Origin of the sequence: Geodermatophilus normandii (assembly GCF_003182485.1) — a bacterium.
Classification (GTDB): Bacteria; Actinomycetota; Actinomycetes; order Mycobacteriales; family Geodermatophilaceae; genus Geodermatophilus; species Geodermatophilus normandii.
The window spans coordinates 1,541,598-1,564,319 of the sequence record NZ_QGTX01000001.1; the positions used below are offsets into that span (position 1 = coordinate 1,541,598).

At 76.6% G+C, this 22,722-nt stretch carries 23 protein-coding genes; 6 read left to right on the forward strand and 17 right to left on the reverse strand.

Features of this window, described 5'->3' with window-relative positions:
- Positions 1–17: 17 nt before the first annotated feature.
- The 4 genes from JD79_RS07585 to JD79_RS07600 form a co-directional block, all read right to left on the reverse strand.
- Entirely contained in the window at positions 18–548 is a 531-nt protein-coding gene (locus JD79_RS07585) for an Rv3103c transmembrane domain-containing protein (protein ID WP_110005023.1), read from the reverse strand.
- Positions 545–1,441 (reverse strand): mechanosensitive ion channel family protein, encoded by an 897-nt coding sequence (locus tag JD79_RS07590; protein ID WP_110007530.1) that lies wholly within the window; start codon positions 1,439–1,441, stop codon positions 545–547. Before JD79_RS07590 ends, JD79_RS07585 begins: the two co-directional genes overlap by 4 nt.
- Before the next feature lie 91 nt (positions 1,442–1,532).
- Positions 1,533–2,315: a thioesterase family protein gene (locus JD79_RS07595; protein ID WP_110005024.1), complete on the reverse strand. Its 783-nt coding sequence runs from the start codon at positions 2,313–2,315 to the stop codon at positions 1,533–1,535.
- 43 nt (positions 2,316–2,358) lie between these two features.
- A complete protein-coding gene (locus tag JD79_RS07600; RefSeq protein WP_110005025.1) occupies positions 2,359–2,718 on the reverse strand; it encodes a hypothetical protein in 360 nt (119 codons plus the stop codon).
- Between the two features lie 113 nt (positions 2,719–2,831).
- On the opposite strand from JD79_RS07600, the gene JD79_RS07605 reads away from it, so the two are divergent.
- From JD79_RS07605 to JD79_RS07615, 3 genes are all read left to right on the forward strand, one after another.
- Positions 2,832–3,236: a VOC family protein gene (locus JD79_RS07605; RefSeq protein ID WP_211307902.1), complete on the forward strand. Its 405-nt coding sequence runs from the start codon at positions 2,832–2,834 to the stop codon at positions 3,234–3,236.
- A 47-nt stretch (positions 3,237–3,283) separates the two neighbouring features.
- The gene (locus JD79_RS07610; protein ID WP_110005027.1) at positions 3,284–4,264 is read left to right on the forward strand and encodes an EamA family transporter; all 981 of its coding nucleotides are present in this window, start codon (positions 3,284–3,286) and stop codon (positions 4,262–4,264) included.
- Between the two features lie 233 nt (positions 4,265–4,497).
- Positions 4,498–5,439: a siderophore-interacting protein gene (locus JD79_RS07615; protein ID WP_110005028.1), complete on the forward strand. Its 942-nt coding sequence runs from the start codon at positions 4,498–4,500 to the stop codon at positions 5,437–5,439.
- Between the two features lie 54 nt (positions 5,440–5,493).
- On the opposite strand, the gene JD79_RS07620 is transcribed toward JD79_RS07615, so the two are convergent.
- From JD79_RS07620 to JD79_RS07655, 8 genes are all read right to left on the reverse strand, one after another.
- The gene (locus JD79_RS07620) at positions 5,494–6,336 is read right to left on the reverse strand and encodes an ABC transporter ATP-binding protein (RefSeq protein ID WP_110005029.1); all 843 of its coding nucleotides are present in this window, start codon (positions 6,334–6,336) and stop codon (positions 5,494–5,496) included.
- Positions 6,333–7,442 (reverse strand): FecCD family ABC transporter permease, encoded by a 1,110-nt coding sequence (locus JD79_RS07625; protein WP_110005030.1) that lies wholly within the window; start codon positions 7,440–7,442, stop codon positions 6,333–6,335. The genes JD79_RS07620 and JD79_RS07625 overlap by 4 nt, the downstream gene beginning before the upstream one ends.
- Before the next feature lie 10 nt (positions 7,443–7,452).
- Positions 7,453–8,436 (reverse strand): FecCD family ABC transporter permease, encoded by a 984-nt coding sequence (locus JD79_RS07630; RefSeq protein ID WP_245899907.1) that lies wholly within the window; start codon positions 8,434–8,436, stop codon positions 7,453–7,455.
- 161 nt (positions 8,437–8,597) lie between these two features.
- Positions 8,598–9,314: a mycothiol-dependent nitroreductase Rv2466c family protein gene (locus JD79_RS07635; protein ID WP_110007531.1), complete on the reverse strand. Its 717-nt coding sequence runs from the start codon at positions 9,312–9,314 to the stop codon at positions 8,598–8,600.
- Positions 9,315–9,448: 134 nt separating this feature from the next.
- Positions 9,449–9,943: a glutathione peroxidase gene (locus JD79_RS07640; protein WP_110005032.1), complete on the reverse strand. Its 495-nt coding sequence runs from the start codon at positions 9,941–9,943 to the stop codon at positions 9,449–9,451.
- A 55-nt stretch (positions 9,944–9,998) separates the two neighbouring features.
- Positions 9,999–10,406 carry a DUF2237 family protein gene (locus JD79_RS07645; protein ID WP_110005033.1) on the reverse strand — a complete coding sequence of 136 codons (408 nt, stop codon included), beginning with the start codon at positions 10,404–10,406 and terminating at the stop codon, positions 9,999–10,001.
- A gap of 98 nt (positions 10,407–10,504) precedes the next feature.
- Positions 10,505–11,752 (reverse strand): hypothetical protein, encoded by a 1,248-nt coding sequence (locus tag JD79_RS07650; RefSeq protein ID WP_110005034.1) that lies wholly within the window; start codon positions 11,750–11,752, stop codon positions 10,505–10,507.
- A gap of 89 nt (positions 11,753–11,841) precedes the next feature.
- Complete coding sequence (locus tag JD79_RS07655; RefSeq protein WP_110005035.1) at positions 11,842–12,771, reverse strand: hypothetical protein; 930 nt, start codon at positions 12,769–12,771, stop codon at positions 11,842–11,844.
- A gap of 175 nt (positions 12,772–12,946) precedes the next feature.
- Between JD79_RS07655 and JD79_RS07660 the strand changes: the two genes are divergently transcribed.
- Entirely contained in the window at positions 12,947–14,929 is a 1,983-nt protein-coding gene (locus tag JD79_RS07660; protein ID WP_110007532.1) for an acetoacetate--CoA ligase, read from the forward strand.
- Here JD79_RS07660 and JD79_RS07665 read toward each other — a convergent pair.
- From JD79_RS07665 to JD79_RS07675, 3 genes are read right to left on the reverse strand one after another with little or no spacing between them, the layout of a single operon-like run.
- On the reverse strand, positions 14,926–15,588 hold the full coding sequence (locus JD79_RS07665; RefSeq protein ID WP_110005036.1) for an NUDIX domain-containing protein: 663 nt from the start codon (positions 15,586–15,588) through the stop codon (positions 14,926–14,928). The genes JD79_RS07660 and JD79_RS07665 overlap by 4 nt on opposite strands.
- The gene (locus tag JD79_RS07670) at positions 15,585–15,956 is read right to left on the reverse strand and encodes a DUF4406 domain-containing protein (RefSeq protein WP_245899909.1); all 372 of its coding nucleotides are present in this window, start codon (positions 15,954–15,956) and stop codon (positions 15,585–15,587) included. Before JD79_RS07670 ends, JD79_RS07665 begins: the two co-directional genes overlap by 4 nt.
- Complete coding sequence (locus JD79_RS07675; protein ID WP_110005038.1) at positions 15,953–16,741, reverse strand: DeoR/GlpR family DNA-binding transcription regulator; 789 nt, start codon at positions 16,739–16,741, stop codon at positions 15,953–15,955. Before JD79_RS07675 ends, JD79_RS07670 begins: the two co-directional genes overlap by 4 nt.
- A gap of 165 nt (positions 16,742–16,906) precedes the next feature.
- Between JD79_RS07675 and JD79_RS07680 the strand changes: the two genes are divergently transcribed.
- A complete protein-coding gene (locus JD79_RS07680; protein ID WP_110005039.1) occupies positions 16,907–18,175 on the forward strand; it encodes an acyl-CoA dehydrogenase family protein in 1,269 nt (422 codons plus the stop codon).
- Between the two features lie 45 nt (positions 18,176–18,220).
- Here JD79_RS07680 and JD79_RS07685 read toward each other — a convergent pair whose 3' ends face one another.
- A complete protein-coding gene (locus JD79_RS07685; RefSeq protein WP_110005040.1) occupies positions 18,221–19,468 on the reverse strand; it encodes an MFS transporter in 1,248 nt (415 codons plus the stop codon).
- 129 nt (positions 19,469–19,597) lie between these two features.
- On the opposite strand from JD79_RS07685, the gene JD79_RS07690 reads away from it, so the two are divergent.
- Positions 19,598–20,998 carry an MFS transporter gene (locus JD79_RS07690; RefSeq protein WP_110005041.1) on the forward strand — a complete coding sequence of 467 codons (1,401 nt, stop codon included), beginning with the start codon at positions 19,598–19,600 and terminating at the stop codon, positions 20,996–20,998.
- Here the strand turns inward: JD79_RS07690 and JD79_RS07695 are convergent.
- Entirely contained in the window at positions 20,958–22,670 is a 1,713-nt protein-coding gene (locus JD79_RS07695) for a glycoside hydrolase family 13 protein (protein ID WP_110005042.1), read from the reverse strand. The genes JD79_RS07690 and JD79_RS07695 overlap by 41 nt on opposite strands.
- Positions 22,671–22,722: the final 52 nt, after the last annotated feature.

Genomic DNA, 22,722 nt, shown 5'->3' on the forward strand with positions numbered 1-22,722 from the left:
CGGCTGTCCACGCGCGGTCAGCCCGGAGGGGTGCCGCCCGTCGGCGCGGGGACGTCGCTCGTCGACGGCGCCTCGTCGGTCGTCGGCCCGGTGTCCCCCGGCGTGGACTCCCCCGGCGTGGTCTCGCCGGGCTCGGTCTGCGCGGGCTCGGTCGTCCGCGAGCCGGTCGGGGGCGTCGGTGCGGTCGTGGTGGTCGGCAGCGTCGTCGTCGGCTCGGACGTCTGCGCCGGCGTCGTCTCCTCCGGAGTCGTCTCCGCCGTCGTCGGCACCGGCTCGGTGGTCGTCGGCGGCTCGGTCGTCGCCGGCGCGGGGGCGGGCGTGCTCACCTGCGTGGTCCCGCCGGCCGGGTCGACGGCCGGGTCGGGCGGGCGCACGTAGAGGTAGAGCACGCCGAGGCCGACGAAGAGCACCGCCAGGACCAGCGTGGACGTCCGCGCCCGGCCGACGTGCCCGGGAGTGCGCCGGAAGAGGGTGGACAGGCCGAAGCGCCCGCGGGCGGCGGGGTCACCGCCCGGGGGCTCGGTGCGCGGGGCGCCCGGGACGGTCACTGCTGCGCCCCCTGCCGGGTGGGCGCCGGTGCGGGCGCCGGGGCGGGCTCTGGACCGGGGGTGAGGTTGAGGCCGGCGCGGGCGAAGGCGAGCACGATGCGCGCGCGCAGGTCGCGGCCGACCTCGAACTGCCGGCCGGGCAGCGTCCGGGCCACGACGCGGACGTTCACCTGGTCGAGGTCGATGCTCTCGACGCCCATCACGCTGGGCTCGTCGAGCAGCAGGCGGCGCAGGTCGTCGTCGGCGAAGGCCTGCCGGCCCACCTCGCGGAGGATCCCGTTCACGCGGGTGACGTCGGCCGACGTCGGCACCGGCACGTCGACGACGGCGCGCGCCCAGTCGCGCGAGAGGTTGACGACCTTGACGATCTGCCCGTTCGGCACGGTGACCACCTCACCGTCGGCGGAGCGCAGCCGGGTGATCCGCAAGGTCACGTCCTCGACGGTCCCCTCCGCCGGGTCCCCGCCGCCGACCACGGCGATCGAGACGACGTCGCCGAAGCCGTACTGCCGCTCGGTGATGAGGAAGAACCCGGCCAGCACGTCGCCGACGATGCGCTGCGCGCCGAAGCCGAGCCCGACACCGAGCACGGTGGCCGGCGCGACCAGGCCGGTGACCGGGACGCCGAGGCGGTCGAGCACGTAGAACACCGCCACCGCGTAGACCAGCACGATCAGCGCCCACCGGAGCACCTGGGTCAGCGAGTGCCGGTGCTTGGCGGCCTCCGAGCGCACCAGCACGTCACCGCCGGTGGAGCGCGCGTCGATGCGGCTGGTGATGCGGTCGCCGGCCCAGCTGATGAACCGCGCGAGCAGCACCGAGCCGAGGACGATCAGCACGATCTCCAGGCCGCGGCCGGCGAGCCAGTCGAGCAGGGCGGTCAGTGGCGCCATGGCGGCTGCGGTCCTCCCGGTGTCCTCGTCCCCGCCGTCCACCCTGGTCCGGAGCGGCAGAAACGGCCATTCCTGCCGCTCGGGGCGCGGGTCACCGCGGCTCGACGAACAGCGAGGCCACCGAGCGGCCGATCCGCCCGGTGGCGTCGTGGAGGTCGGCGGCGCACTGCCCCACGCCGGTGGGCCCGAGCGTCGTGGTCGCGTCCATGCCCAGCCACTCGCCGGCCGGCTGCCGGAACAGCGCGACGACGAGGTCGACGTTGGCGAAGGTCGCCCGGTCCCACGACAGCTCGGCGGAGATGCCGCTGGCCGCGTCGGTCATGACCAGCAGGTGCTGCAGCGGCGTCATGGGCTCGCCCTCGACCAGCGCGCACAGCGGCCGGGTCCACGCCGCCGCCGGCCCGGTGCCGGTTAGCGTGCCCGACGCCTCGCGCCACTCCAGCGCGCGGTGGTAGGCGACCTCCTGGCGGAAGACGTCGAACACCGCGGGGCGCCCGTCCTCCGGGCCGACGGCGGCCGGCTGCGGCGGCGTCGCGGTGTCGGACGCGTCCCGGGTGCGCATCCGCCAGGCGGTGACCCGCATCGCCGTGCGCCCGCCCGCGGTGAGCGTGGCCTCGACCAGCTCGATGCGCCGGCCCGGGCGCAGCACCCGTGCCGCCACCTGCACCGGACCGACCGGCACCGGCCCCAGGACGTCGTAGGCCAGCCGCACGGTCTGTCCGCCGGCGATCCCGCCGGCCCGCTCGACCTCGCGGGCCAGCAGCGCGGCCGGCGGCCCGGCGTGCTGGAGGCCCGGGTCCCAGGGGCCGATGGTCAGCGCGGTCGCGACGTAGCCGTCGCCGTCCGGGACGAAGCAGGCGGAGGGCAGGTCCACGCCCCGCAGTCTCGCCCGGCCCGGATCCGGCCCCTCCCGGGGGTCAGCCCCGCCGGGCCAGCCACAGCGCCGACGTCAGCCACACCGCGCCTGCGGCCGCGGTCAGCCACCACAGCGGCTGTCCCTCCGCCGACAGGGCGACCAGGACGCCCACGACGAGGACCGCGCCGGCCACGGCGGTCGAGCGCAGCAGGGTGCCCGCCGTGTCGGGGCCCGGGATCGCGACGAAGACGACCGCCGCCGCCACCAGCAGGAACGCGCACAGCGCCCCGAGGTAGGCCGCCGTGACGCCGAGCTCGGCGGGCAGCACCAGGGCCCCGACCCCGCCGACGACGCCTCCGGCGGCCAGGCCCAGGAGCAGGCGGCGGCGCCGTCGGGACCACGGGGGCCGGGGTTCGCTCACGCCGTCGAGGGTGCCCGCGCTCCCTGGGGGTCACGCCGATGAGTCCTGCCCGGGCGCGCCGTCTCCCCTCCCGAGCGGCCCCGACGGAGGGCCCCGACGACGGGAGCGCGACCGTGCGCACGCTGTTCCTCAACCTGCCGGTGACCGACGTGGCGGCCAGCCGCGCCTTCTACACGACCCTCGGCTTCTCGGTGGACGAGCGGTTCTCCGACGACTCCTCGGCCTCGGTGGCCGTCAGCGACGCCATCCACCTGCAGCTGATGAGCCGGGAGAAGATGGCCGGCTTCGTCCCCGAGGGGACGGCGATCGGCGACCCGCGGCAGGCGACGGCGGCGCTGTACGCGCTGTCCTGCGACAGCCGCGAGGAGGTCGACGCGATGGTGGCGAAGGCGCTCGGCGCCGGCGGGTCCGCGTGGATGCCGCCGCAGGACCACGGCTTCCTGTACGGCGCGAGCTTCACCGACCCCGACGGCCACGTCTGGGAGGTCGTGTGGATGGACGCCGCGAACGTCCAGTGACCCGCCGGTAGGTGGCGTAGCGCGCTACGCCCACTACGCTCGGCCGGGTGCCGCATCCCCGCCGCCCCGCCGTCGGCTACCTGACCACCGTCGCGGCGGCGGGCCTGTTCGCCGTCAACGGCACCGTCTCGACACTCGCGCTGCAGGCCGGCGTCCCGCCGACCTGGCTCACCGCGATGCGCTGCGGCGGGGCGGCGGCCGGGCTGCTGGCGGCGCTGACCGTCGTCTCGCCCGCGCGGCTGCGGCTGACCTGGCGCGAGGTGCCGTTCCTGGCCGTGTTCGGTGTGGTCGGCGTGGCGCTGACGCAGTTCCTCTACTACGTCGCCATCGGCCGGCTCCCCGTCGGCATCGCCCTGGTCTTCGAGATGACCGCGCCGGTCGGCATCGCGCTGTGGGTCCGGTTGGTGCGCAAGGAACCCGTCCGGCCCCGCATCTGGCTGGCGCTGGCGCTGTCGCTGTCGGGGCTCGTCCTGGTCGCCCAGGTGTGGCAGGGCGGCGGCTCGCTGGACCTGCTCGGCGTCGGCGCGGGCCTCGCCGCCGCGGTCTGCCTGGCCACCTACTACCTGATGGGCGAGCGCGGCACGGCCACCCGCGACCCGGTCGCGCTCACCACCTGGACGTTCGTCGCCGCGGCGCTGTTCTGGGCCGTCGTCGCCCCGTTCACGGCCTCGTTCGACGCCGGCGTGCTCGGGGAGCGGGTGCCGGTCTCCCTGGGCGCGGCGCACCTGCCGCTCTGGCTGCTCGTGCTCTGGATCGTGGTGCTGGGGGCGATCGTGCCGTTCTGGCTGTCCATCGCCGCCCTGCGCCACCTGCCGCCCACGACCGCCGGGCTGGTCGCCACCGTGGAGCCGGTGTTCGCCTCCGTCGTCGCGTGGCTGTGGCTCGAGCAGGTGCTCAGCGGCTGGCAGGTGGCCGGGGGGCTCGTGGTGCTCGGCGGGATCGGGCTGGCCCAGACCGCGCGCACCGCCGCGGCCCGGCCGGCGCCGGCGCCGGCGCCGGTTCCCGAGACGCCGGCGCCGCTGGGCTGAGGCGACCTGCCGGGCGTCGTCAGCCGGCCGGCCAGGCGCTCCACGGAGCGGGCCTGGGCGGCGTGGTCCACGCCGACGTGCCCCACGGGCACACCTGCCCGGCCTGCGCGGCCGGCAGCAGCGGCAGGTGGTCTCCCGGGTCCGGCAGGGGGTTCCCGCTGCGAGCGGAGGCAGGTTAGCCTTGCCTTACCGGCGGTCCGCGAGGGCTGTCCCGAGCGGAGCGGAGACCGGCAGTGACGACGACGACCGAGGCCCCGGCAGCGGCGGTGGCCGAGCTGCCGCGGTGGCTCTTCTTCGAGACCGTCGTCGCGCGGGTGGCGCCGCTCGGGCCCTCGATGGTGCGGATCACGCTCACCGGCCCCCGCCTGGGCGGCTTCGGCGTCGCCGGTCACGACCAGCGGGTCAAGCTCGTCCTCACCCCGGACCCCACCGCGCTGGCCGAGCTCCAGGCCGTCGGCGCCGAGTGGTACCCGGCCTACTGCGCCCTGGCCGAGGAGCGGCGCCCCGTCCTGCGCACCTACACCGTGCGCGCCGCCCGGCCCGAGCGGGCCGAGGTCGACCTCGACGTCGTCCTGCACGGGGTCTCCGACGGGCACGCCGGCCCCGCCGCCACGTGGGCGGCCGCCGCCCGCCCCGGCGACCCGATGGTGCTCATGGGCCCCGACCGGCCCGGCCGCGGCCGCGCCTGGGGCGTGGAGTGGGCGCCGCCGGCGACGGCCTCGTGCCTGCTGCTCGCCGGCGACGAGACCGCGGTGCCGGCCGTCGGCGCGATCCTCGAGTCGCTGGCGCCCGGGCAGCGCGCCGTCGCGGTCCTCGAGGTGCCGCAGGCCGCCGACCTGCAGGACCTGCGGCTGCCCGAGGGCGTGGAGGTGCGCTGGCTGGCCCGCGGCCACCGCCCCCGTGGCGAGCTGCTCGTGCCCGCGGTGCACGCCGCCCTGGTCGACCTCGGCATCGCCGCCACCCCGGCGCCCGCGCCCGAGGACGTCGACCTGGAGACCGAGCCGCTGTGGGAGGTCCCCGCGGACCCCGCGGCGGGCGCCGGCTGCTACGCCTGGCTGGCCGGCGAGGCCGCGGTGGTCAAGCGGCTGCGCCGGCACCTGGTCGCCGACCTCGGCGTCGACCGGCGTGCGGTGGCCTTCATGGGCTACTGGCGCGAGGGCCGCGCCGAGTCCTGACGGCCCCCTGCCGGGGCCCGCCGCGAGCGTCCGAGCGGTGGGGGCAGGGGGCCCTCACCGGGGCAGGCGGCGGACGGGGACCACCATCGGCGTCCCCGCGACCGGGTCGGGCACCACGCGGGCCTCGAGGTCGAAGACGTCGGCCAGCAACTGCTCGGTGAGCACCTCGTGCGGTGTCCCCGAGGCCACCAGGACGCCGTCGCGCATGGCCACCAGCCGGTGGGCGTAGCGCGCGGCCAGGTTGAGGTCGTGCAGCACGACGACGACGGTCCGCCCCCGCTCGGCGTGCAGCCGGGCCACGAGCTCCAGGACGTCGATCTGGTGCGACAGGTCCAGGTAGGTCGTCGGCTCGTCGAGCAGGATCAGGTCGGTGCCCTGCGCGAGGGCCATGGAGATCCAGGCCCGCTGCCGCTGGCCGCCCGAGAGCTCGTCCACCGGCCGGTCGGCGAGGTCGCCCATGTCGGTCCAGGCCAGCGCCTCGGCGACGACCGCCTCGTCCTCGGCCGACCACTGGCGCAGCCAGCTCTGGTGCGGGTGCCGCCCGCGGGCCACGAGGTCGGCGACGGTCAGGCCCGCCGGCGCGACCGGCGTCTGCGGCAGCAGGCCGAGCACGCGGGCGACGTCGCGGGTCGGCGTCCTCTGGATCGCGCGGCCGTCGAGCAGCACCTGGCCGGCCGCGGGGCGCAGCAGGCGGCCCAGCGCGCGCAGCAGGGTGGACTTGCCGCAGCCGTTGGGCCCGACGATCGCGGTGAACGAGCCGTCGGTGAGCGTGAGGTCGAGCCCGTCGACGACGACGCGGTCGTCGTAGGCCAGGCGCAGCCCCTCGGCGGCCAGGCGCACCCGCCCGTCGGGCGTCGGTGCGGACAGCGGGGGCGCGGCGGGGGTGGAGGTCGTCATGCGAGGGTCCGCCTCCCGCGGACGAGCAGCCAGAGCAGGTAGGGGGCGCCGACCGTGGCGGTGAGGATGCCGACGGGCAGGGCCTGCGGCAAGACCGTGCGGGTGAGCAGGTCGGCGAGCACGACCAGCGCCGCGCCGATCAGGCCGGAGGCCAGCAGCGGCGGACGCGAGCCGCCGGCCAGGCGGACGGCGATCTGGGGGACGACCAGCGCGACGAACGTGATCGGGCCGGCGGCCGAGACCGCCGCCGCGACCAGCACGACCGCGACGAGCACGACGGCGGCCTGGGCCGCGGACAGCCGCACGCCGAGCCCGCGCGCGGTGTCGTCGCCGAACTGGAGCACGCCGAGCACCCGGCCCGCCGCGAGCGCCAGCGGCACCAGGACCGCCAGCGCGAGGGCCAGCGGCACGGCCTGGTCCCAGGTGCGCGCGTTGAGCGAGCCGACGATCCACACGTAGGCGGCCGAGGCGTCGTGGATGGCCGCCCGGGTGAGCAGCCAGTCGACGACCGCCAGGGCGATCGAGGACACCGCGATGCCGACCAGGACCAGCCGGTAGCCGTCGACGCCGGACCGGAACGCCAGGAGGAACAGCAGCAGGCCGGCCCCCAGCGCCCCGGCGAGGGCCGCGAGCGGGACCCCCAGACCGCCGAGGACCGCGCCGGCCGACGAGGTGCCGCTCGCCACGATCGCGAGGACGGCGCCGACCGAGGCGCCCGAGGTGATCCCGAGGATGTCGGGGGAGGCCAGCGGGTTGCGCGCGAACGTCTGGAACAGCGCCCCGGCCACCCCGAGCGCGAGCCCGACCAGCACGCCGACGACGACCCGCGGCGCCCGCAGCTCCAGCACGATGAACCGCTGGCTCCGCTCGCCCGCCCCGACCAGCGTGCGCAGCACGTCGGGAACCCCGATCGGGTAGTCGCCCCGTCCCAGGGCCACCGCCCCGAGGAGCACGACGACGAGCAGCGCGACCAGGGGCACGGCGACCGACCGCCAGCGGAACCGTGCCGACACGGGGCCGATCCGCAGGGTGGCCGCGCGGCCGGCCGGGCGGCCGCCGGGCTCGGGCGGGACCGTCTCGCGGATCGTGTCGGCGGTGGCGGTCACGGGGTGGTCCTCACAGCGTCGCGGTCTTCCTGCGGCGCACGAGGGCGATGAAGAACGGCCCGCCGAGCAGGGCGAGCACGATGCCGACCTGCACCTCGCCGGGGCGCGCGATCACCCGGCCGACGACGTCGGCGGTGAGCAGCAGCACGGCCCCGGCCAGGGCGGAGCAGGGGACCAGCCACCGGTGCGCCGGTCCGGTGAACGCGCGGACGGCGTGCGGGACCACCAGCCCGAGGAAGGCGATCGGCCCGCAGGCCGCCGTCGCGGCGCCGGCGAGCAGCGTGATCGCCACGAGCCCCACCGAGCGGGCCAGCCACACGCGCTGCCCCAGCCCGCGGGCGACGTCGTCGCCCATCCCCAGCAGGTCCAGGGCCGGCGCGTTGACCAGGGCGAGCACCAGGCCGGCGACGACGAACGGCAGCACCTGCCAGGCGACGTCGGCGCCGCGGCCGGCCAGCGCGCCGACCACCCAGAACCGGAAGGCGTCGAGGGAGTCGGAGTCGCTGACCAGGACGGCGCGGACCAGCGCGTACAGCAGCGCGGACAGCGTGGAGCCGGCCAGGGCGAGCGTGACCGGCGTGGCGCCGCCGCGGCCGGCCGCGCCGAGGACGTAGACGGCGACCGTTCCCCCCAGCGCCCCCGCGAAGGCGAACCACACGTACCCCGAGGGCGTGCTCACGCCCAGCAGCGCGATGGCCAGGACCACGGCGAAGGAGGCGCCGGCGGTGACACCGAGCAGGCCGGGGTCGCCGAGCGGGTTGCGGGTGTGCCCCTGCATGAGGGCGCCGGCGACGCCCAGCGCCGCGCCCACCATCAGGCCGAGCGCCGTCCGCGGGACCCGCAGGTCCCAGACGATCACCGCCTCCTCGGTGCGCAGCGAGCGGTCGGTGAGCGCCGTCCACACGGTGCCCGGGCCCAGCGGGCGGGTACCGATGGCGACGCTGGCCGCGCACGCGGCGAGGACGAGGACGAGCAGGGCGACCAGGCCGAGCACGCGGCGGCGCGTGCGGGTGCTCCGCTCGGGGCGCGCCGGGGTCCCGGGGGTCGCCGCGGGAGCGCGGGCAACGCTGGGGACGGGCACCGGGCAGCTCCGGACGGTCGAGATCAGGCAAGGCTCACCTTAGTACCCGGAGCCGGCCGCCTCACCCGCCCGGATCACCGCTTCGTGCGGCGGCTCCCGCCGTGCCAGTCCTCCTGTACCCCGACCTCGTCGGGCGCCACGCCGGCGGAGACGAGCTGCGGCCGCTCGCGCAGGCTCCGCTTGAGCTCCGCGAACCCGGGGAAGCGGGCGAGTCCCACCACGTGGTCCCACAGCTCGGCCGCGCGGTCCTCGGGCGGCACCCGGCTGATGACCGGGCCGAAGAAGGCCACGCCCTCCGGCGGCTCGAAGTGCAGGATCGGCGTCCCGACGTCCTTCCCGGTGAGCGCCAGGGCCTCGTCGGTCTCGGCCCGGACGACGGCGTCCCAGCGGTCGTCGTCGAGGGCGGCGGTGAGGTCGGCCGGCAGGCCGGCGCGCTCGAGCACCGGCTCGAGGTAGGCGCGGGTGCCGCGCTCGGCGGCCGTGCCCGGGCGGTCGGGCTCGGTGTCGTGGATGCGCTGGCCGAGGCGCTGGTAGAGCGTGCCGACCGCCGCGCGGCCGTGCTCCTCCCGGGTGCGGGCGGCCACCCGCAGCAGCCGGAGCCCGGCGGTGTGGCCGGCCTCGTACTCCGGCGGGAACTGGGCGTCGTAGTCGACGTGCGCGTTGAGCAGGCGCAGCGAGATGAACCGCCAGTCGACGTCGTACGCGCGCCGGGCCGCGACGGTGCGGACCCACCGGCTGGTCAGCCACGCGAACGGGCACACCGGGTCGAAGTAGAAGTGCAGGTCGGCCATGCCCACGATGCTGCTCCGGTCGGCGCGATCCGGCAGTGCACGGGGCCGCACCGGCTCGTGCGGTGTCGCCCCGGGATCGCGGTGTCGGAGCACCGCAGGAGCACGCGGAGGACCGCACGACCCCGGCGGCGGGGTCAGCGGGGGAGCAGCGCCTCGATCGCCGTCCGGACCTCCGGCGCGCCCGGGTCGGTCATCGGCCGGAACCGCGCGACCACCGCGCCGTCGCCGTCGACCAGGAACTTCTCGAAGTTCCACTGCACCGGGCCGGCCTCGCCGGCGGCGTCGGGCGCCTCGGTGAGCCGCTGGTACACCGGGTGCGCGCCGTCGCCGTTGACGTCGACCTTGGCGGTCATCGGGAACGTGACGCCGTAGGTGGCCGAGCAGAAGCCGGCGATCTCCTCGGCGGTGCCCGGCTCCTGCCCGGCGAACTGGTTGCACGGGACGCCGACGACGGTGAACCCGCGCGGGCCGTACTCCTCCTGCAGCTCCTCGAGGCGGGCGTACTGCGGGGTCAGGCCGCACCGGCTGGCGACGTTGACCACCAGGGCCGGACGACGGCCGGTCAGCGCGCCGAGCGTGGTGTCCTCGCCCTGCAGGGTGGAGACGGGCAGGTCGAGCAGGTCGCTCACGGGGACTCCTCGCGGGTGGGGCCGGTGGACCGCAGCAGCGCGCGGGCCGTCCGCCTCATTCCAGTCCGCTGACGTCGTCGGGCACGTCGACGGCGTACTGACGCAGCGCGGACAGCGGCACGACCTCCAGCGACCGCTCGTTCGTGGCCGCCAGGACCACGCCGGCGGCGGCGCCGGCGCGGTAGGCCTGCAGCCACCGGTCGGCGACGACGCACCAGCGGTCCCCCGGCGCGAGCCCCGGGAAGCCGTACTCCGGGCGCGGCGTCGTGAGGTCGTTGCCGAGCTCGCGCTGCAGCGCCAGGAACTCGCGGGAGACGACGGTGCAGACCGTGTGGCTGCCGAGGTCGTCCGGGCCGGTGCGGCACGCGCCGTCCCGGTAGAAGCCGGTCAGCGGCTCGGTGCCGCACGCCTCGAGCGTCCCGCCCAGCACGTTGCGTTCGGTCCTGGGATCGGGCTCCGTCACGACGGGAATCGTCGCAGGGAGCGGGAGGGCGCGCCCGTCCGCGGACCCGGCCGGCGAGGCTGCCGGCCGGGTCCGCGGTGCGGGCCGGACCGTGCGGGTCAGACCGTGTCCGTCCGGCGGCGCCGGCCGGCGAGGGTCAGGCCGGTCCCCAGCGCGAGGGCCAGCAGGGCCGCCGCGAGGGCGGTCAGCGTCCCGGTGCCGGTGTAGGCCAGTTCGCCGGTGTCCCCGGACCGGCCGGACGCCGTCCAGGGGCCGGCCGGCCGGTGCGCGTCGGCGGACGCCGGCCGGACCATGCCGTGGCCGGAGCCGTGGCCGGAGCCGTGGCCGGAGCCGTGGCCGGCGGTGCCGGCGCCCGGACCGTCCGAGCCGCCCTGCGGCGCGCCGGGGAGATCCGGGTGCGTGGGGTCGGTCGGGTGGACCGGGTCGGTCGGGTGGGTCGGGTCGGTGGGGTCGGTCGGCGGCGTGCAGTCGCCGGCGGCGTCGCCGAGCAGGCCGAGACCCAGGCCGCAGACGGTCACGGGCACGTCGACGTCGATGCCGCCGCCGGAGTCGTCCCCGCCGGAACCGGGACCGTCGGTGCCACCGGTGCGCTCGGGGGTGCACCCGCCGAGGGCGTCGCCGAGGAGGCCGACGCCGTTGCCGCACACGGTGACCGGCAGGTCGACGTCGATGCCGTCGCTCGAGCCGTCGCCCTCCCCCGAGCCGGAGCCGCCGCCGGTCGTCCCGGGCGCGCAGTCCCCGGCGGCGTCGCCGAGGAGGCCGACGCCGTTGCCGCAGACGGTGACCGGGACGTCGACGTCGAGCAGGTCGCCGAGGGGACCGGGGTCGGCCGGGGTGGACGCGGGGGGAGCGGCCGCGGTGCAGCCGCCCAGGGCGTCGCCGAGGGCGCCGGCGCCGTTGCCGCACACGGTGACCGGCACGGTCACCGCGCCCTCGGGGGGAGCGGGGGCGGTGCCGCGGGCCTCGGCGTCGCCGAGGACACCGACCGCGTTGCCGGCGACGGTCACCGGCACCACGACGTCGGCCGGCGCGGTGCTGCCGGGCGCGGGCGCGGCCGGCTCCTGGGTCGCGGTGCCGCCGGCCACCGAGGCGCCGTTGCCCCCGATGGTCACGGGCACGGAGACGTCGACCGGGCCCAGGTCCAGGGCGAGGTCCTGCGAGACGGCGGGCAGCTCCAGCCCGCCGGGGGCGGTGCCGGTGTCGAGGACACCGAGCGCGTTGTCGGTGACGGTGACCGGCACCGTCACGTCGAGGTCGTCGGATGCGGCGGCGGCACCGGTACCGAGGGCCACGAGGCCGCCGGTCATCAGTGCCACGCGCAGGGCGCGGGTGGCCCAGGTGTGCATGGGGTGCTCCTGACTGGGGTGAGGACCGCGGTCCCGGGCGGGACGGCGGGCGTGCGCTGCGACCGGCCCGTGAGCCGGGAGCGCGTTCCTCAGTCGGGGGAGCTGGCGGGGTCGACCGGGTCGCCGGCGGCGGCGTCCCGGGCCTCGGCGGAGGCGGCCTGCGCGGCCGCCGGCGGCGCGACGGGAACGGCCGCGCCGAGGTCGGAGGAGGGCTGGTCGCGGTCGGATCCGGCACTCCCGGCGGCGGCGCCCGCGGACGCCGGGGCGGCGGGCACCACCGGGAGGGCCGGCGCGGCGGGCGCGACGGGGACCACGGGCGCGGGGGCGACCGGCGTGGCGGCGGCCCGGGCGGTGCCCGTGCCGCGCGCGGACCGGACCGTCGCGTCGCCGTCCTGCGCGGCGGCCGGGTCGGCGGTGACCGCGACCGGGTCGGACGGAGCTGCGGCGTCGGGGAGGGCGGCCGCGGCCGGGGTGACGGCGCCAGCGGTGTCAGCGGCGTCGACGACCGGCGCCGGGACGCCGGTGACCGGCGGGAGGACGTCGGTGACGGCGCCGGGCACACCGGTGACCGGCGTGAGCGCGTCGCTCACCGGTGACAGGGCGTCGGTGACGGGGGCGAGGACGTCGGTGACCGGGGTCAGCGTGTCCGTGACCGGGGTCAGGGTGTCCGTGACCGGTCGCAGCACCTGGGTCACCGGGGGGACGAGCGGCGCGACGACGTCGCGCAGCGGTGCCGCGACCGGCGCGACGGCCTCGGCCACCGGCGTCAGCACGGGTACGGCCGCCTGGGACACGGGCGCCACCACCGGCGGGACGACGGGCTGGACGACCGCCTCCACGACCTGGCCCACGGGTTCGGGAACCGCCCCCAGCAGGCCGCCGGGCGGCGGCTCGTCGGCCCAGGCGGCGGAGGCGCCGGCCAGCCAGACCCCGGCACCGATCCCGGCGAGGACGAGGGTCCGCCCGCTCCAGCGGCGCAGGCGGGCACGACGGCCCGGCAGCGCAGGACGCTCGGCCATCGCACCTCCCCTCGGTGTCGTCGACACGGTGCTCACTCATTGGAGCCAGGTGGTCACGGAGAGCGCCAGCCGGAGTCCGTCGTCCGATGGGGTGGTCCGCCGGGAGGGGACGATCACGTTCCGTGAGGAGCCGGTCCCCGTCCCGGTCGTCGCCGGGCAGTGGCAGGGTGCTGCTGTGACCGCTGACACCCCGCCCGCACCGGTGCTCTGGCAGCCCACCCCGGAGGTCCGGGAGGCGACCCGGCTCGCCGCCTTCGCCCGTGAGGTGGCCGCCCGCCGCGGGCTCGACCTCGACGCCGGTGACTACGACGCGATCTGGCGCTGGTCGGTCGAGCACCTCGACCAGTTCTGGGCCGACGTCGCCGCGTGGTCCGGCGTCCTCCCGGAGCGCGTCCCCGACGACCGCGTCCTGACCCGGCGGGAGATGCCGGGCGCGGAGTGGTTCCCGGACGCCACGGTGAACTACGCCGAGCAGGCGCTGCGGCACGCCACGGACGAGCACCCGGCGCTGATCGCCGTCGCCGAGGACGCCGAGCCCGTCGAGGTCTCCTGGGCCGACCTGCGCGCGCAGGTGGGCGCGTTCGCCGCGACCCTGCGCCGGCTGGGCGTCCAGCGCGGGGACCGCGTCGCGGGTTACCTGCCCAACGTCCCGGAGGCGGTGGTCGCCTTCCTCGGCGCCGCCTCGATCGGTGCGGTGTGGTCCTCCTGCGCGCCGGACTTCGGCACCCGGGCGGTCCTCGACCGCTTCGCCCAGATCGAGCCCACCGTGCTGGTGGCCGTCGACGGGTACCGGTTCAACGGGAAGCCCCACGACCGGCGGGAGGTCGTCGCGGAGCTGCGGGCCGCCCTGCCGACCGTGCGGACGACGATCGCGGTGCCCCGGCTGTTCCCGGGCGAGGTGCCCGACGGTGCGCTGGGCTGGGCCGACGCCGTCGCCGACCGGCAGGACCCGGTGTTCGAGGCGCTGCCGTTCGAGCACCCGCTGTGGATCGTCTACTCGTCCGGCACGACCGGCCTGCCCAAGGGGATCGTGCACGGGCACGGGGGAGTGGCGCTCGAGGAGCACAAGCAGCTGGGCCTGCACGGTGACGTCGGCCCCGGCGACCGCTTCTACTGGTACGCCTCCACCGCCTGGATCATGTGGAACATCGCCACCTCGGCGCTGCTGCGCGGCGCGACCGTGGTGGTCCACGACGGCGCGCCGGCGTACCCCTCGGTCGACGCGCAGTTCGCCCTCGCCGCGCGCACCGGCATCACCTACCTGGGCACCAGCGCCGGGTACCTCATCGCCTGCGAGAAGGCGGGCATCCGGCCGGGGGAGACGCACGACCTCTCGGCCCTGCGGGTCATCGGGTCCACCGGATCGCCGCTGCCGGCGTCGGCGTTCCACTGGGTCTACGACGCGGTGGGCAGCGACGTCTTCCTCAGCTCGGCGTCCGGCGGCACCGACGTCGCCACCGGCTTCATCGGCAGCACGCTGCTGCTCCCGGTGACCGCCGGCGAGCTGCAGCGGCCGATGCTCGGCGTCGCGGCGGCGGCGTGGAACGAGGACGGCCAGCCGGTCGTGGGCGAGCTCGGCGAGCTGGTGATCACCGAGCCGATGCCGTCGATGCCGCTGTACTTCTGGAACGACGCCGACGGCACCCGGTACCGCGAGGCCTACTTCGAGCCGTGGCCGGGCGTGTGGCGCCACGGCGACTGGATGGAGGTCACCGACCGCGGCACCTGCGTGATCACCGGGCGCTCGGACTCCACCCTCAACCGCGGCGGCGTGCGCATGGGCACCGCCGACATCTACGCCGCCGTCGAGTCCTTCCCGGAGATCGCCGACTGCGTCGTCCTCGGCGTCGAGCAGCGCGACGGCGGCTACTGGATGCCGCTGTTCGTGCAGATGGCGCCCGGCGCCGAGCTCACCGACGAGCTGCGCGACCGGATCCGCGCCGCCATCCGCAGCTCCGCCAGCCCGCGGCACGTGCCCGACGAGATCCTCGTCGCGCCCGGGGTCCCGCACACCCGGACCGGCAAGCGGCTGGAGGTGCCGCTCAAGCGGCTGTTCCAGGGCGTGCCGCCGGAGAAGGCGGTCAACCCCGGGGCCGTCGACGACGCGTCCCTGGTCGAGCACTACGTCGCGCTGGCCCGGGAGCGCGGGACCCGCTAGGCGCGGAACGGTCCCCGCAGGGCCGCCCACTGCAGCAGCAGGACGGTCTTGGCGTCGGCGATCCGGCCGTCGCCGGCCATGGCCAGCGCCTCGGCGAACGGCAGCTCCAGCACCTCGATGTCCTCGCCCTCCTCGGCGAGCCCGCCCCCGGCCGACACCCGGTCGGCCGGGGTGTACGGGCCGGCGAAGAAGGCGAGCCGCTCGGTCACCGAGCCCGGGCTCATGAACAGGTCCGGCAGCCGGGTCAGCGCCCCGACGGTGACGCCGAGCTCCTCCTCGGCCTCCCGGCGGACCGCGGCCTCGGCGTCCTGCTCGTCGAGCAGCCCGGCGGCGGTCTCGACGAGCATCCCGTCGGGGGAGCCGTTGACGTAGGCGGGGAAGCGGAACTGCCGGGTGAGCAGCACCGTGCGCCGGGCGGTGTCGTACAGCAGGACGGTGGCGCCGTTGCCGCGGTCGTGGGTCTCGCGCTGCTCGGTGCGCCAGGCGCCGTCGCGGCCGCGCCGCTCGAACGTCGTCCGCCGGTTGACGTACCAGGAGCTGGAGAGCACCTCGACCTCCCGGACGACGACGTCGGGGTTGCCGGTGAGGTCGCGGCCGGCCCGGTCGAGCCCGGTCCGCCCCCGCGCGTCGGGGACGTCCACCCCGAGGACGCCGCTCACCGGGCCACCGCCGGCACCTCGTCGACGCTCGTGTAGACCGCCGCGCCGTGGGCCCGGGCGAGCTCGACCATCTCGTCGGCGCCCGCCGAGGTGCCGGGCAGCCGGAGGACGGCGTCGCAGCGGGCCACCAGCCGCCGGCCCATGGGGTGGAACACCTCGTCGAAGGCGGCGTCGCCCACCCGCGTCGACCCGGCGAGCTCCGCCAGCGGCAGGGCCAGGTCCTCCCCGTTGACGGCGAGGTGGCCGGCGCGGAACAGCTCCAGGCAGGCGAGCTGGATGGCGCGGTGGTTGGCCGCGATCCGCTCCGGGTCGTCGCCGGTGCCCCCGCGGTAGGGGCCGGCGACCAGGATCATCAGGGGCTCGTTCACGTGCAGTCGACCTCCACGCCGGCGTCGTCGAGCGCGGCCAGGGTGTCCTGGGCCGCGGGGGTGAGCTGGGGGTCGCGGGCGCTCGCGTCCGTGACCAGCCGGCCGACCGCGTCCAGCGGGGCGACCGAGGCGAAGGCGCGCACGCCGAGCTTCGAGGCATCGGCGACGACGAGGGTGCTGCGGGCCTGCTGCAGCCCGACCTGCTTGACCGCGGCGTCCTCGAGCGTGAACTCCGACCAGCCGGCCGCCGCGCTCACCGCCCCGATCGACATGACGAACAGGTCGAAGGTGAGCTGCCGCAGCACCGTGGCGGTCAGCGGCCCGGCCAGGCTGCGCTCGCCCGGGCGGGCCTCCCCGCCGACGACGAGCAGGCGGACGCCGGGCCGGTCGGCCAGCGCGTCGGCCACCGGCAGGCTCACGACGGCGGCGGTGAACGGGCCCTCCCCGGCGGCGGCGCGGTCGGCCAGGGCGCGCGCGACGTGCACCGTCGTCGTCCCGGCGTCGAGCAGCACGGTGGCGCCGGGCTCGACGCGCGCGGCGGCGACCCGGCCGATGCGCTCCTTGAGGCCGGCCTGCCAGCCGGCGCGGGCGGCAAAGCCGTTCTCCGGCCCGGCGACGGCGAGCGCGCCCCCGCGCACCCGCTCGACCAGCCCGCGGGCCTGCAGCACGTCGAGGTCGCGGCGGACGGTCATCTCGGAGACGCCGAGGCGGGCGGCGAGGTCGGCGAGCGAGGCGCGGCCGGCGTTGCGCACCAGCCGCAGCGTCACGTCGAGTCGGTCGGCCACGACGGCTTTCTACCAGACCGTTGTGAGATCTGTGAAGTAGTTGTGAGGTCGACCCGGACGGACGTGGGCTCGGTCACGCTCCCGCGGCGGCGCCGTGCGCGGCTCCCCGGCGGACAGGAAGGTGGAGCGGGACCGCCCACCGACCGACGGAGAGGCCCCGCGACCATGACGTCGAGCCAGGAGCGCCGCACCGGGCTGCTCGAGCCCCAGCCGCCCGTGCTGCTGCCGCCGTGGCACACGCCCGAGCGCGAGGCCCTGCAGCTGCAGGCCCGCCGGTTCGCCGCCGAGGAGGTGCTGCCGGTCGCCGACGAGCTCGACCCGCGGAAGGGGCTGCTGCCGGAGTCGCTGCTGGCCCGCATGGCCGAGCTCGGCTACTTCGGGATCACCGTCCCGGCCGAGCACGGCGGGCTGGGCCTGGGCGTCTTCGAGTACTGCATGGTCTCCGAGGAGCTGGCCCGCGCCTGGATGAGCAGCGCGAGCATCCTGGCCCGCGCGCAGGGCCTCGGGACGGCGGTGGCCGACGCGGCCCGCCGCGAGGAGCTGCTGCGCCGCAGCGCGAAGGGCGAGTGGATCGGCGCCATCGCGCTGTCCGAGCCCGACGCCGGCTCCGACCTCGCCGGCGTCTCCACCCGCGCCGTGCTCGACGGGGACGAGTGGGTGGTCACCGGGCACAAGCGCTGGTGCGGCAACGCCGAGGCCGCGGACTTCATCCAGGTGCTCGTCCGCGAGCGCGACCCCGAGCCGGGGGAGTCCCGGTCGAAGGGCCTGGTCAACCTGCTGCTGGAGAAGGAGCGCGGCTCGTTCCCGCCCGGGCTCACCGGCACGCCGATCGACAAGATCGGTTACCACGGCTTCCTCACCTGGGACCTCGTCTTCGACGGCGTCCGGATCCCGCGGGCCGACGTCGTCGACGAGGCCCGCGCCGCCGAGGTGGCCGGCGACGAGCAGGGGGAGGCCGCCGAGCGCGCCGGCTTCGCGGCGGCGCAGGCGTTCCTCAACACCGCGCGGGTGCACACCGCCGCCCGCGCCGTCGGCCTGGCCCGCGCCGCACTCGAGGACTCGGTGGTCTACCTGCAGGAGCGCGAGCAGTTCGGCCACCCGATCGCCGACTTCCAGGCGCTGCGCTTCGCCGTCGCCGAGATGGCCGCGCAGATCGAGCAGTCCCGCGCCTTCTACCGGCAGGTGGCCCACCTCGTCGACCTGGGTGTGCGCTGCGAGCGGGAGGCCTCCATGGTCAAGCTCGAGGCCACCGAGATGGCGGTGCGGGTGACCAACCAGGCCATGCAGCTGCACGGCGGCAACGGCTACACCACCGAGCGGCAGGTGGAGCGGCACTGGCGCGACGCCCGGCTGACCACGATCTTCGAGGGCACCAGCGAGATCCAGAAGCGGATCATCAGCGACCGCCTGCTGCCCCGCTCGCCCCTGACGTGACGAGCGTGTGCGCCGGGGCCGGGTTCCGGACCTCCGGGTGCGGCCTCAGCGCACACGCTCGGATGCGGCGACGTCGTCGGCGTGACCGATGTGCCCCAGCTCCCGCCAGACGAGCACCAGCAGCACCGCCGAGCCGGCGAAGGCGAACCAGAACGGCCCGGTGACGCCCCAGACGCGCGCGACGACGCCGCCGACGGCCTGGCCGAGCAGGATGCCGCCGAAGACGCCCATCGCGTAGAGGCTCCCGACCCGGCCCTGCAGGGGGCCCGGCACGGCACGCATCCGCACCGTGCGCGACGTCGTCCCCCAGATGAACGCGTGCGCGCCGAAGACGAACAGCACCGCCGCGGCCACCCACGGCGTGGTGGTCAGCGCGAGGGCGGCGTGCACGAGCGTCTCGATGGTCAGGCCCACCCGCATGAGCGTGGCCATGCCGACGCGCCGCTCGAGCCAGTCGTAGGACGCCGTCCCCACGATGCCGCCCAGCGCGCCCACGGTGGTGAGCAGGCCGAAGCCCGCCGCGCCGAGGCCCAGCCGCTGGTCGGCGTAGAGCACGAGCACCGACCACGCCGCGCCGTAGGTGACGTTGAACAGCACGATGGTGAGGGTCAGCGTCCGCACCGCCGCGTTGCCCCAGGTCCAGCGCAGTCCCTCGGCGATGTCCCGGCCGATCCGGGCCCGCTCCGCCGGGCGCTCCGGCCGCGGGACGCGCATGCGCCCGATGAGCACCGCGCCCAGCGCCACGAGCACCGCCTGCGCCAGGAAGGGCCACGCCGCGCCGGCCAGGAACAGCACGCCGCCGATCGCGGGACCGGCGAGCTGGTTCATCGTCAGCGCGCCCGCGGTCAGGCGGGCGTTGCCGATGCCCAGGTCGGCGCGGTCGACGACCATCGGCAGCAGCGTCCCCGCCGCGGTGTCGGCGAAGACCTCCGCGGTGCCGAGGACGAACAGCGCGGCCAGCACCGGCACCAGCCCGACGTCGGTGGTGAGCAGCGCCGCCCCCAGCACGACGAGCACCCCCGCCCGGGCCAGGTCGACGGCCACGACGAGCACCCGGCGGTCGACCCGGTCGGCCAGCACGCCGGCGTGCAGGCCGAACAGCAGCCACGGCAGCTGCTGCAGGAGGGCGCCGAGCGCGACCAGCAGCGGGTCCTGCGTGCGCGCGGCCACCAGCAGGGGGCCCGCCGCCAGCGCGAGACCGTCGCCGAGGTTGCCCACCCAGGACGACGCCATCAGCCAGCGGAACGCCGTCCCCATCCGGGCGGGGAGCACCGCCTCGACCACCCGGCCCACGGGGAGGGGACTGTACTGCCGACCGTTCCTGCGCTCCTCCGGTAATCCGGCTGCTCCCGTCGTCCGCGTCGGCGAGCATGGGCGCGACGGCGCCGACGGGGCGCCGCACCGGACGAGGAGGATCCCGCGATGGCCGGCCTGCCGCGCGCGCTCGCGCCCCTGCGGCACCGCTCCTACCGCCTGCTGGCCACCTCACTGGGGCTCTCGCTGCTGGCCCAGGGGCTGTGGACCGTCGCGCTGGTCTGGCAGGTGGTCGACCTCGGCGGCGGCCCCGCCGCGCTGTCGCTGGCCACCGCGCTGTCGGCCGGCGGCATGCTCGCCAGCACCCTGCTCGGCGGCGCGCTGGCCGACCGCGTCCCGCAGCGGCGGATCCTGCTCGGCGTCGCGCTGCTGCAGACGGCGGCGGTCGGCCTGGTCGCCGTCCTCTCGCTGGCAGGGGCGCTCGCGCTCGGGCCGCTGTCCGCGGCCGCGCTGGCGCAGGGGATCGCGATGGGGCTGTACTACCCGGCCTACTCCGCGCTGGTCCCCGGCCTGGTCCCGCCCGGCGACCTGCTGGCCGCCAACGGCCTCGAGGGCGTCGTCCGCCCCGCGCTGGCGATGGCGGTCGGGCCTGCGGCCGCCGGCCTGCTCGTGGCCGCGTTCTCCCCGGGCGCGGCACTCGCGGTCACCGCGCTGACCTCGGCCGCCGCCGCGGCCTGCGTCGCCGCGCTGCCCACCACGCCGGTGCGCCGCGACGTCGCCGGGTCCGGCCTGCTCGCCGACGTCCGCGAGGGCGTGGCCTACATGGTCCGCACGCCGTGGCTGCTGGCCACGCTGCTGTTCGCCTCGCTCATGGTGCTCGTGCTCATCGGCCCCTTCGAGGTCCTCGTGCCCTTCGCGATCCGTGACCAGGCCGGCGGGGGGCCGTCGGAGCACGCGCTGGTGCTGGCCGCGTTCGGCATCGGCGGCGCCGTCGGGTCGGCCGTCGTCGCCTCCTACCGGCTGCCGCGGCGCTACCTGACGGTCATGAACCTGCTGTGGGGCCTGGGCTGCGTGCCGATGGTCGTCTTCGGCTGGACCTCGCAGCTGTGGGTGATGATCGCCGCGGCCGGGGTGCTCGGTGCGGCGTTCGAGGCCGGGACGGTCATCTGGGGCACGCTGCTGCAGCGGCGGGTGCCGCCCGCCCTCCTCGGCCGGGTGTCCAGCCTCGACTTCTTCGTCTCGATGGCGTTCATGCCGCTGTCCATGGCGCTGGCCGGCCCGGTCAGCGGGCTGCTCGGGCTGACCGGCACCTTCCTGCTGGCCGGCCTCGTGCCGCCGGTGCTCGCGCTCGTCGCGGTCCTGGCCTGGCGGCTGCCGGCCGACGAGATCGCCCACCCGCTCGACGTCCCCGCCGACGAGGCGATCGGGTCCGGGGCGATCGGGTCCGGGGCGATCGGGTCCGGGGCGATCGGGTCCGGGGCGATGGGGTCCGGGGCGACCGGGCCCGAGGCGATCGTGCCGGCGGGGGTCAGCGGGCCGGTCGCAGCACCCGGGCCTCCCAGGGCCTGAGCACCGCGGGGTCGTCCTCGGGCAGGTTGCCGAGGACGACCCCGGCGCCGACCGCCTCGGGCAGCAGGTCGGCGAGTGGCTGCGGCGCCGGGCCGACGTTGCAGACGACGAGCAGCGTGTCGCCGTCGAGGCTGCGGGTGAACGCGTACACGTCGTCGTGGTCGGGCAGCAGCATCGTGAAGTCGCCCAGCGCCACCACCGGCTCCTCGTGCCGCAGCGCGATCAGCCGGCGGTGGTGGGCGAGCACCGAGGTGGGGTCCTCGCGCTGGGCGGCGGCGTTCCACTCCCGGTGGTCGGGGTTGACCGCGATCCACGGCGTCCCGGTGGTGAAGCCGGCGGCCGGCGAGGCGTCCCACTGCACGGGGGTGCGGGCGTTGTCGCGGCTCGCGCGGCGCATCGCGGCGAGCACCTCGGCGGGGTCGGCGCCGTGCGCCACGGCCTGCACGTGGTGGTTGAGCGACTCGACGTCGCGGAACTGCTCGAGCGCGGTGAACGGGAAGTTCGCCATCCCGATCTCCTCGCCCTGGTAGACGTAGGGCGTCCCGCGGTGCAGGTGCAGCAGCGTGGCCAGGCACGTGGCGGAGTCCCGGCGGAACCGGGGCGAGTCGTCGCCGAAGCGGGACACCGCCCGCGGCTGGTCGTGGTTGTCCCAGTAGAGGGAGTTCCAGCCGACGTCGGCCAGCCCCGCCTGCCAGCGGCCGAACGAGGCCTTGAGGTCGCGCATCCGCAGCGGGCGCGGGTGCCACTTGTCGCCGTCGAAGTCGAGGCCCACGTGCTCGAACTGGAACACCATGTCCACCTCGGCGCGCGCCGGGTCGGTGAACAGCCGGGCCTGCTCGACCGTCACGCCCGGCATCTCGCCCACGGTGAGCAGCCGGTCGGGACGGCCGGCGAACACCTCGCGGTGCATCTCCTGCAGGAACTCGTGGATCCGCGGGCCGCACAGGTACGACGCCGACCCGTCGCCGTACGGGACGCCCGGCAGCGGCGGGCCGTCGTGCAGCGCGCCGTCGGGACCGACGTCCTTGCTGATCATGTTGATGACGTCCATGCGGAAGCCGTCGACGCCGCGGTCGAGCCAGCGGCGCATCATCGCGTACACCGCCTGCCGCACCTCGGGGTTCTCCCAGTTCAGGTCGGGCTGCTTGCGGGCGAACAGGTGCAGGTAGTACTCGCCGCTGTCCTGGTCGAGGGTCCAGGTGGGCCCGGAGAAGAAGGAGTGCCAGTTCGTCGGCTCCGCGCCGGGCTGCCCCGCGGCCATCCCCTCCCGCGGCGGCCGCCACCAGTACCAGGCGCGCTTGGGGGAGTCCGTCGACGACCGGGACTCGACGAACCACGGGTGCTCGTCGCTGGTGTGGTTGACCACGAGGTCCATGACCAGCCGGATCCCGCGCCCGTGCAGCGCCGCGAGCAGCTCGTCGAACTGCGCGAGGGTGCCGAACAGCGGGTCGATGTCCTCGTAGTCGCTGATGTCGTAGCCGTTGTCGGCCTGCGGCGAGGGGTACACCGGCGAGAGCCAGACGACGTCGACGCCGAGGTCGGCGAGGTGGTCGACGCGCTGCAGGATCCCGCCGAGGTCGCCGATCCCGTCGCCGTCGGAGTCCTGGAACGAGCGGGGGTAGACCTGGTAGACGACGGCGCGGGTCCACCACGGCGGTTCCTCGGTGCTCACCCCGCCAGCCCAGCACCCTCGGCGCCCGCCCGCACCCGCGCGGCCCGCCGGC

Coding starts and splice junctions, on each gene's coding strand:
- JD79_RS07690 (WP_110005041.1), top strand. CDS start 19,598: ATGGCCGGCCTGCCGCGCGCGCTCGCGCCCCTGCGGCACCGCTCCTAC.
- JD79_RS07620 (WP_110005029.1), bottom strand. CDS start 6,336: ATGACGACCTCCACCCCCGCCGCGCCCCCGCTGTCCGCACCGACGCCC.
- JD79_RS07635 (WP_110007531.1), bottom strand. CDS start 9,314: ATGGCCGACCTGCACTTCTACTTCGACCCGGTGTGCCCGTTCGCGTGG.
- JD79_RS07680 (WP_110005039.1), top strand. CDS start 16,907: ATGACGTCGAGCCAGGAGCGCCGCACCGGGCTGCTCGAGCCCCAGCCG.
- JD79_RS07650 (WP_110005034.1), bottom strand. CDS start 11,752: ATGCACACCTGGGCCACCCGCGCCCTGCGCGTGGCACTGATGACCGGC.
- JD79_RS07655 (WP_110005035.1), bottom strand. CDS start 12,771: ATGGCCGAGCGTCCTGCGCTGCCGGGCCGTCGTGCCCGCCTGCGCCGC.
- JD79_RS07590 (WP_110007530.1), bottom strand. CDS start 1,441: ATGGCGCCACTGACCGCCCTGCTCGACTGGCTCGCCGGCCGCGGCCTG.